Source organism: Nocardioides sp. Root240 (assembly GCF_001428825.1).
Classification (GTDB): Bacteria; Actinomycetota; Actinomycetes; order Propionibacteriales; family Nocardioidaceae; genus Nocardioides.
On record NZ_LMIT01000011.1, the window covers coordinates 318,994 to 326,596 of the forward strand.

The window sequence follows — 7,603 nt, forward strand, 5'->3', positions numbered from 1 at the left end:
CCTCCCCCGCATCACTCCTCCGGACAATCGATCGGGGACCCCGGTGAGCGGCGAGCAGCTGCGCGCGGAGCTCGAGCGGATCGCCGACCGGGCGCCGGCGGTCGAGGTGGACGCGGGCCTGTTCGACCGTGGGCGACGGGCCACCCGCCGGGCGCGGGTGCTGACGGCGGCGGCCGTGGTGGGCTGCCTCGCGGTGCTCACGACAGTGGCGGTGCCGCTGCTGCGTCCCGACCCGCCCCCGTTCGCGGACAGCGACGTGATCGGCGTGCCGAACCATCTGTACGCCGTACCGGACCACGTGGCGGACGAGCCGGAGACCGGCCTGCGGATCGGGCGGGGGGCGGCCGCCTTCGTCACCGAGAACGGGGTTCCCGTGGTCGTCGACGCACAGGACGGCGCCTACCACGTGCTCCGACTGCGCGGCCTGCTGGACGACAGCCCGGGCGGCGGCTACCGGTTCCACTCCGCTCCGCCGCTCGCCCTCTCGCCGGACGGGACCCGGATCGCGTGGGGAATTCTCATCGACGGCACGGGGGGCGACCCGTACAGCGGCATCCGCGTGGCGGACCTGACGACGGGCGAGGTGCTGGAGATCGTGCCCACCGCGAAGGATCGCAATGTCCTCGTCGGCCAGCTCCACTGGTCGGCCGATGGCCGCTGGCTCGTCTGGGGAGGAGCCCGGATCGTCGAGTGGACCGGGGGCGGCAGCTACAGCACGTCGGGACAGTTCGGCGGGGTGGTCGCCGCGGACGGCCGGACCAGCCCGTCCTACGAGCTGCCGGAGGCGGAGGTCGTCACCGACGACACGGTCGTCAGCGGCAACGTGGTGCCGGACGTCCTGGTCTCGGACGAGGGAGAGTTCGCGGCCGTGGGCGGCAACGGACTGTGGCGTGACGGCCGGAACACGCGCTTCGACCTCCCGGGCGACGCTGCGATCTACGGCGCCTGGTTCCGCGGCGACCAGGTGGTGGGCCTACGCCGAGCGATCGACGGAGCCGAGGGGCGGGCCTACCTCGTCGACCTGCCCGGTCCGGAGAACACGATGGTGCGCACCGACCTGAGCGATCCACGCCGGATCGGACAGCTGGATGCCGACACCCAGGTGCTGGCGACCGAGGCGCTCGACGAGGACGGCAGTCCCGATCCGCAGGTCACCCTGGTCAGGACGGGTCGGCCCGGCGGCACCGAGACGCCCGTGATGGCCCTCGACCGCGGCGTCCTCGGTCTCACCCTCGCCACCGACCTGATGCCACCCGACCACCCGACCGTCGAGCGCCCGGCCCCGGACTGGCCCTGGTCGCCGCAGCGCCGGGTCGCGGTGGTCGCGGTGCCGGTCCTCGCACTCCTCGCGCTGACAGGAGCGACCTGGCTGCTCCGACGGCGGTTCAGCCGTTGAGCGCGGCCCGGGTCTCCTCGTCAGCGGGGTAGAACGCCTCGATCGCCAGCTCCGAGAGCGTGACCTCCCGCGGCGTGCCGAAAACGGTCGTGGTCGTGATGAACGACAGCACGCTGCCGTCCGGCATCCGCAGCTGCAGGGGTACGACGAGCGCCGACGACTCGACGGGCTCGACCCCGCCGGCGCTGACCTCGGCGAGGAGGGCGCCCAGCTCGGCGTCGCCGCTGGCGTCGTACTCCCGCCGGAGGCGCTCGGCCAGGTGCGCGCGCCACTCGGCGAGGTTGACGATCCGGCCGCCCAGCCCGCGCGGGTGGATCGACAGCCGGACCACGTTGATCGGCGGCTCGAGCAGGTCGGCGTCGACACCGTCGAGGAAGGCGTAGGCCGCGTCGTTGGCGGAGATCAGCTCCCAGTGGCGGTCGACGACGAGCGCCGGGTACGGCTGGTGACCGCGCAGGATGGTCTCGAGTGCGGCGTTCGCCTCCGCCATCGGCGGGTCGGAGAGCTGGTGCTCGGGGTGGGCGGGCGCGTGGCCCGCAGCCAGCAGGACGTGGTTCTGCTCGCGCAACGGGACCTCCAGGTGGTCGCACAGGCGCATGACCATCGCGCTCGTCGGACGGGAGCGACCGGTCTCGATCCAGCTCAGGTGCCGGGTCGAGACGTCGGCCCGGCTGGCGAGCTCGAGCTGGGAGAGGTGGCGGCGCTGCCGCCACTCGCGGATCAGGACTCCGGCGGTCGCGTTCACGAGCGCCAAACTAGCCACCGGGACGCCGCAGGGACATGACCTCGGAGGTCATGCCCCTGCGACACCGCACGCTGATGGGCGCGGCGGCCCAAGAGTCGAGCGGGAGTCAGCGCGACGCCAGGTAGGCCAGCTGGGCGCGCACCGACCACTCGGCCGCCCCCCAGAGCGACTCGTCGACGTCGGCGTACACGACCTCGACGACCTGGCGCGGCAGCACCGGGTCCTCGGCGACATCGGCCGGCAGGGCGGACGGCGACAGTCCGAGCCGGGTGAGCGCGGACTCGACCTGGGCGAGCCGCTCGCGGCGGTGCACGACGTAGTGGTCGAGCACGGCGGCACCGTCGGGCAGCACCGGGCCGTGGGCCGGCCACAGCGACGCCGCCCGGCCGTCGGTGATCAGCGCGCGCATCCGGGCGATGGAGTCGAAGTACTGGCCGAGGTCGCCGTCGGGGTGGACGATGACCGTCGTACCGCGACCGAGGACCATGTCGCCGGTCAGCAGGGCGCCGTCGGCCTCGACGAGCAGCGAGATCGAGTCGGTGGTGTGGCCCGGGGTGGTCAGCACCTCGACCTCGAGGCCGCCGACCGACAGCACCTCGCCGTCGCGCAGCGGGTCGGCCCGCCAGCACTGCACGGGGTCGAGGCCGCGGACGCCGCAACCCATCCGCTCCGCGAAGGAGCGCGCGGCCTCGGTGTGGTCGTAGTGGTGGTGGGTGACCACGACCTGGTCGACCTGGCCGGCGACGGCCGCGACCGCATCCAGGTGCTCGTCGGCGAGCGGGCCCGGGTCGACCACGATCGACCTGTCGGAGCCGGGCTCGCGCAGCACCCACGTGTTCGTGCCGTCGAGGGTCATCAGGCCGGGGTTGGGGGCGAGCACGCACCGCCCGCGCTCGCCGTACTCGCCGCCGTGCCAGGGCTCCACGGCTAGGGCCTGCCTCTCAAGTCGGCGCCGTCGCGAGCGGCGTTTGCGGCCGATCTGGCAAGGCGGCGGAGCGAAGTTGTGCTCGTTCGCCCTTCGAGCGACGCCAACGCAGCCAGATCGAGTCGGAAACGTCGCGCAGCAGGCGGGGACTTGGGAGGCATGCCCTAGGCCCTCCGGGCCGCCACCATCGGCCGCAGCTCGTCGGGCATCGACAGGGTGAACCCGTCGCCCAGCGGCTCGACCTCGGGCATGAACATCGTGACCGAGCGGTCCGCGCTGGCCGCGAGCACCTTGTCGACGGAGCCGAGGGTGCCGATCTCCAGACAGGTCAGGTACGTCGGCGGGAGCATCGCCAGCTCGCCACGGTCCGCCTGGTCGGCGGCCTCGGCGGCCGGCAGCCAGACGACCTCGGACGACTCGGTCGAGACGTCGCGGGTGATCTGGCCCTCCGGCAGCTGGGCCACGAAGAACCAGGTGCGGTAGCGCTTCGGCTCGAAGACCGGGGTCAGCCAGCCGCTCCAGATGCCGAGCAGGTCGGTGCGCAGCACCAGTCCCCGCTGGGTGAGGAAGTCGGTGAGCGAGAGGTCGCGCGACTCGAGGGCGACCCGGTCGGCCTCCCAGTCGGCACCGGTCGTGTCGGCGACGACGTCGTCGGTCGACGTCCCCGCGAGCAGGACGCCGGACTCCTCGAAGGTCTCACGCACCGCGGCGCAGACCAGCGCGCGGGCGACGTCCTCGGTCGTACCGAGGCGTGCAGCCCACTCGGCCGGCGTCGGGCCGGCCCAGGCCACCTCGTGGTCGTAGTCGCGCGGGTCGACGCCGCCACCGGGGAAGACGCACATGCCGCCGGCGAAGTCCATGGTCACGTGGCGGCGCAGGAGGTAGACCTCGGGCGCGCCGTCGGCGCCGGGTCGCTGCAGCACGACCGTCGCGGCGTCGCGCGGATCCGCGGCCAGGCGGGTGCCGTCGGCGTACTCCCGCGCCACGTCGGCGAGGTGCTCGGGCAGCGGGACCGGCGGCAGCGGGATCCTCACCCGAGGACCTCGGCGACGACCTCGACCTCGACGGTCGCGTCGAGCGGCAGCGCCGCCACGCCGACGGCGGAGCGCGCGTGCACGCCCAGGTCGCCGAAGACCTGGCCGAGCAGCTCGGACGCACCGTTGGCGACCGCCGGCTGGCCAGTGAAGTCGGGGGTGGAGGCGACGAAGACGACGACCTTCACGATCCGGAGGTTCTCGAGCGTGCCGGTCACCGACCGGATCGCCGCGAGCGCGTTGAGCGCGCACTGCCGCGCCGCCTCGGTCGCCTGCTCGGGCGTCGCCGTGTCGCCGACCTTGCCGGTCGCGACGAGCGTGCCGTCGCGCATCGGGATCTGGCCGGCGGTGAACACGTGCGCACCGCTGCGGACCGCCGGGACGTACGCCGCGACGGGCGGTACGACGTCCGGGACGCTCAGCCCCAGCTCGGCGAGGCGCTCCTCCGGGGTGGTCACGGGCTCAGCCCTCGGCCGGGCGCTTGAAGTAGGCGATGTCGTTGCCACCCTGGCCGGGGACGAGGGTGACGAGCTCCCAGCCGTCCTGGCCGAAGTTGTTGAGGATCTGCGCCGCGACATGGTTGAGGACGGGCGCCACCTGGTACTCCCACTTGGTCATGGCTTTCACCCTACTCAGCCGCAGCCCTGTGGCCCGCGTCACATCCTGTGCAACGATGCGGCCGTGACTCTCGACAACGCCGTCTGGTTGCTGACCGGTCTGGCCGCGGTCGTCGTGCTCCTCACCCGGATGCGGCTGTCGTCGGAGCAGTTCCAGGCCGGTCACGCCCTCGTCCCCCTCGGGATCATCAAGGCGCACACCGTCGTCGGGGTGCTCGCCCTCGTCGTCTGGATCGCCTACCTGGTCTCGCCCGGCGGCACGCTCGGCCTGGTGGCGCTGGCGATCTGGTGGATCGAGGTGGCGCTCGGCATCCTGATCCTCACCCGCTGGATGACGGGCACGGGCAAGCACGCCACCGCCACGACCGGCGACAGCTGGGGCGAGGGACCCGCGCTGTCGATCCTCGGTCACGTCGGGATGCTGCTCGGCATCAGCTTCTTCACGTGGATCGTGCTGGCCGACAAGCTGTCGTAGCTCAGCCGTAGCGGTTGACGACCCAGATCAGCTCGCGGTAGCGGTCGTCGTCCTCCGGCGGCGGGGGATCGACATCCTGTGCCGAGCGCAGCGTGGCGGGATCGATCGGCGGCGGCAGGTGCTTGAACCGCTCGAGGCGGGACTGGTCGGCCATCGCGACTCCTTCCGGTTCTCCGGTGCCCTCGAGCGTACGGCGGACGGCGTCCGCCCGGAAGGTGACCGGGGATCATCCCGTGGTCTGACGTACGGCGGCCGACGCCCCTCTACGGTGGTGCGGTGGCACGTCAGGACCGGCAACCGTGGCGGCTCGGCCCACGCGGTGAACGGTGGTTCGACCTCGGGCTGACCGCTCTCCTGCTGCTGCCCGTCCCGCTCGTGATGGCCTTCGTGTCCCTGACCGACGGCCTGCTGATGCTGGTCCAGATCGCGCCGCTGGCCTGGCGCCGCACGCACCCGGTGCCGGTCTTCGTCGCCGTCGCGGCGACCAGCGCGCTCCAGTCGGTGCTGACCGACTACCCGCTGTGGAGCCAGCTCGCGTTCCCCGTCGCGATCTACTCCGTCGCCCGCTACGCCGGCAGCGCCTGGGCCGCGGGCGCGCTCACGACCGGCCTCGTCGGTGCGGGCATCGCCGCCGTCGACTGGCTGCGCGGCTTCGATGCGGTCGAGCTCACCGCGCAGAACGTCACCGCCTACTTCGTCACCATCGCCCTCTTCGTCGTGGTCGCCTGGACGCTCGGCACGTTGGGCCGCACCCGCCAGGCGTACGTCGACGCGCTGGTCGAGCGCGGCGAGCGGCTCCAGCGCGAGGCCGCCCAGCAGGCCGCGCTGGCGGCGATGGAGGAACGCCACCGGATCGCCCGCGAGATGCACGACGTGGTCGCGCACAGCCTGACCACGATCGTCGTGCAGGCCGACGGAGCCGGCGCCGCCGCGCAGCAGGACCCGTCGGTCGCCGTACCCGCGCTCGGGACCATCGCCTCCACCGGGCGCGAGGCGATCGCCGAGCTGCGCCGGATGCTCGGCCTGCTCCGCTCCGAGGACGGCGACGGCACCGCGCCGCAGCCACGGCTCGCGGACCTGGCGGGCCTGTTGGCCGACGTACGGGCAGCCGGGACACCGGTCGTCGGTCACCTGGCCGAGCCGCTGCCGGCGGTCAGCGACGGGGTCGCGCTGACGGTGTTCCGGATCGTGCAGGAGGCGTTGAGCAACGTGCGCCGTCACGCGGGGTCCGGCGCCACCGCGACCGTCTCGGTGCACCCCGATGGCGACGCCATCGTGGTCGAGGTCAGGGACGACGGCCGCGGGGCGGCGGCACTCGACGACGGCCGCGGGCTCGGCCTCACCGGCATGCGGGAGCGCGTCGCGGCCCACGGTGGCAGCCTGCGCACGGGCGCCGTCGCCGGCGGCGGCTTCGCGGTGGCGGCGAGGATCCCGTGGTGAGCGCGGTGACCGAGCCGATCCGGGTGTTCCTCGTCGATGACCAGGAGCTGGTGCGCGCGGGCTTCCGGATGCTGATCGACAGCCAGCCGGACCTGACGGTCGTCGGCGAGGCCGGCGACGGCGGCGAGGCGCTCGAGCAGCTCGCCGTCACCCGGTGCGACGTGGTGCTGATGGACGTGCGGATGCCGCGCGTCGACGGCGTGGAGGCGACCCGCCTGCTCACCGCGCGGGACGACGCCCCGCAGGTCGTCGTGCTCACCACCTTCGACCTCGACGAGTACGCCTTCGCCGCGATCCGTGCAGGCGCGGCCGCCTTCCTGCTCAAGGACGCCACCCCCGCCGTGCTCCTCGGCGCGATCCGGACCGTCCACGCCGGCGACTCCGTCGTCGCCCCCAGCACCACCCGCCGGCTGCTGGAGCACTTCGCCTCGGCCCTCCCGGCCGCCCCGACCGGAGCACCCGACGACCGGCTGGCGCTGCTCACCGACCGCGAGCGCGAGACGCTCGTCCTCGTCGGCCGCGGCCTGTCGAACGGCGAGATCGCCGAGGAGTTCGTGGTCGCCGAGGCGACGGTGAAGACGCACGTGAGCCGGCTGCTCGCGAAGACCGCCTCCCGCGACCGGGTGCAGCTCGTCGTGCTGGCGTACGAGACCGGGCTCGTCAGTCCGTAGGCCCGTTCGGGTGGCAGGTCGTGCTCCGGGATGGTCAGCGCGATGCTGCGGTTGGTCGGTGGCGGGGTTCGCAAGCGGCAGCGACGGGACGCGTCGGGGGGAGGGTCGGGTCCGGCGGCCGGGTTGCGGCCGGGCGGTGGTCGGCGGTGCGCGGTGACCCCCTCGAGTGGGCACGAACCGCAGAGATCCGGCCGTTTTTTCAGCGGTCTGTGACCAAACGACGGGGTCACCGACACGCAACAGGCCCACACGCGCCGGGCGGCCGCGTCAGCGGCGGCGCGGACGAAGTCCGCGCCGACA

Annotated in this window: 10 protein-coding genes; 4 read left to right on the top strand and 6 right to left on the bottom strand. The window is 73.4% G+C overall.

Going from position 1 to position 7,603, the window contains the following annotated elements; genetic code table 11:
• The first annotated feature begins 43 nt into the window (after positions 1-43).
• Positions 44-1,396 carry a hypothetical protein gene (locus ASE20_RS15575; RefSeq protein WP_056895475.1) on the top strand — a complete coding sequence of 451 codons (1,353 nt, stop codon included), beginning with the start codon at positions 44-46 and terminating at the stop codon, positions 1,394-1,396.
• On the opposite strand, the gene ASE20_RS15580 is transcribed toward ASE20_RS15575, so the two are convergent.
• The 5 genes from ASE20_RS15580 to ASE20_RS25175 form a co-directional block, all read right to left on the bottom strand.
• A complete protein-coding gene (locus tag ASE20_RS15580; RefSeq protein ID WP_225869061.1) occupies positions 1,386-2,141 on the bottom strand; it encodes a helix-turn-helix domain-containing protein in 756 nt (251 codons plus the stop codon). The two genes, ASE20_RS15575 and ASE20_RS15580, sit on opposite strands and share 11 nt — an antisense overlap.
• Before the next feature lie 106 nt (positions 2,142-2,247).
• The gene (locus tag ASE20_RS15585) at positions 2,248-3,066 is read right to left on the bottom strand and encodes an MBL fold metallo-hydrolase (protein ID WP_225869062.1); all 819 of its coding nucleotides are present in this window, start codon (positions 3,064-3,066) and stop codon (positions 2,248-2,250) included.
• Positions 3,067-3,230: 164 nt separating this feature from the next.
• On the bottom strand, positions 3,231-4,100 hold the full coding sequence (locus tag ASE20_RS15590; protein WP_082612467.1) for an NUDIX hydrolase: 870 nt from the start codon (positions 4,098-4,100) through the stop codon (positions 3,231-3,233).
• Entirely contained in the window at positions 4,097-4,558 is a 462-nt protein-coding gene (locus ASE20_RS15595; RefSeq protein WP_056895477.1) for a RidA family protein, read from the bottom strand. The genes ASE20_RS15590 and ASE20_RS15595 overlap by 4 nt, the downstream gene beginning before the upstream one ends.
• A 4-nt stretch (positions 4,559-4,562) precedes the next feature.
• Positions 4,563-4,718 carry a hypothetical protein gene (locus tag ASE20_RS25175; protein ID WP_162851546.1) on the bottom strand — a complete coding sequence of 52 codons (156 nt, stop codon included), beginning with the start codon at positions 4,716-4,718 and terminating at the stop codon, positions 4,563-4,565.
• 63 nt (positions 4,719-4,781) lie between these two features.
• Here ASE20_RS25175 and ASE20_RS15600 point away from each other — a divergent pair, with 63 nt between their 5' ends.
• The gene (locus tag ASE20_RS15600; RefSeq protein WP_056895478.1) at positions 4,782-5,192 is read left to right on the top strand and encodes a hypothetical protein; all 411 of its coding nucleotides are present in this window, start codon (positions 4,782-4,784) and stop codon (positions 5,190-5,192) included.
• A 1-nt stretch (position 5,193) separates the two neighbouring features.
• Here the strand turns inward: ASE20_RS15600 and ASE20_RS24780 are convergent, their stop codons facing one another.
• Positions 5,194-5,346, bottom strand: coding sequence for a hypothetical protein (locus tag ASE20_RS24780; protein ID WP_157538474.1), 153 nt, complete (start codon positions 5,344-5,346; stop codon positions 5,194-5,196).
• Positions 5,347-5,468: 122 nt separating this feature from the next.
• Here ASE20_RS24780 and ASE20_RS15605 point away from each other — a divergent pair, with 122 nt between their 5' ends.
• Together ASE20_RS15605 and ASE20_RS15610 are read left to right on the top strand one after the other, a co-directional pair.
• Positions 5,469-6,632, top strand: a complete 1,164-nt coding sequence (locus ASE20_RS15605) for a sensor histidine kinase (RefSeq protein ID WP_056895479.1) — start codon at positions 5,469-5,471, stop codon at positions 6,630-6,632.
• Between the two features lie 5 nt (positions 6,633-6,637).
• Positions 6,638-7,303 (top strand): response regulator transcription factor, encoded by a 666-nt coding sequence (locus tag ASE20_RS15610; RefSeq protein WP_056895642.1) that lies wholly within the window; start codon positions 6,638-6,640, stop codon positions 7,301-7,303.
• The last annotated feature ends 300 nt before the right edge of the window (positions 7,304-7,603 follow it).

Bases quoted from the DNA above. Each gene is read 5' to 3' on its own strand.
- ASE20_RS25175 (WP_162851546.1), bottom strand. From the start codon at position 4,718: ATGACCAAGTGGGAGTACCAGGTGGCGCCCGTCCTCAACCATGTCGCG.
- ASE20_RS24780 (WP_157538474.1), bottom strand. From the start codon at position 5,346: ATGGCCGACCAGTCCCGCCTCGAGCGGTTCAAGCACCTGCCGCCGCCG.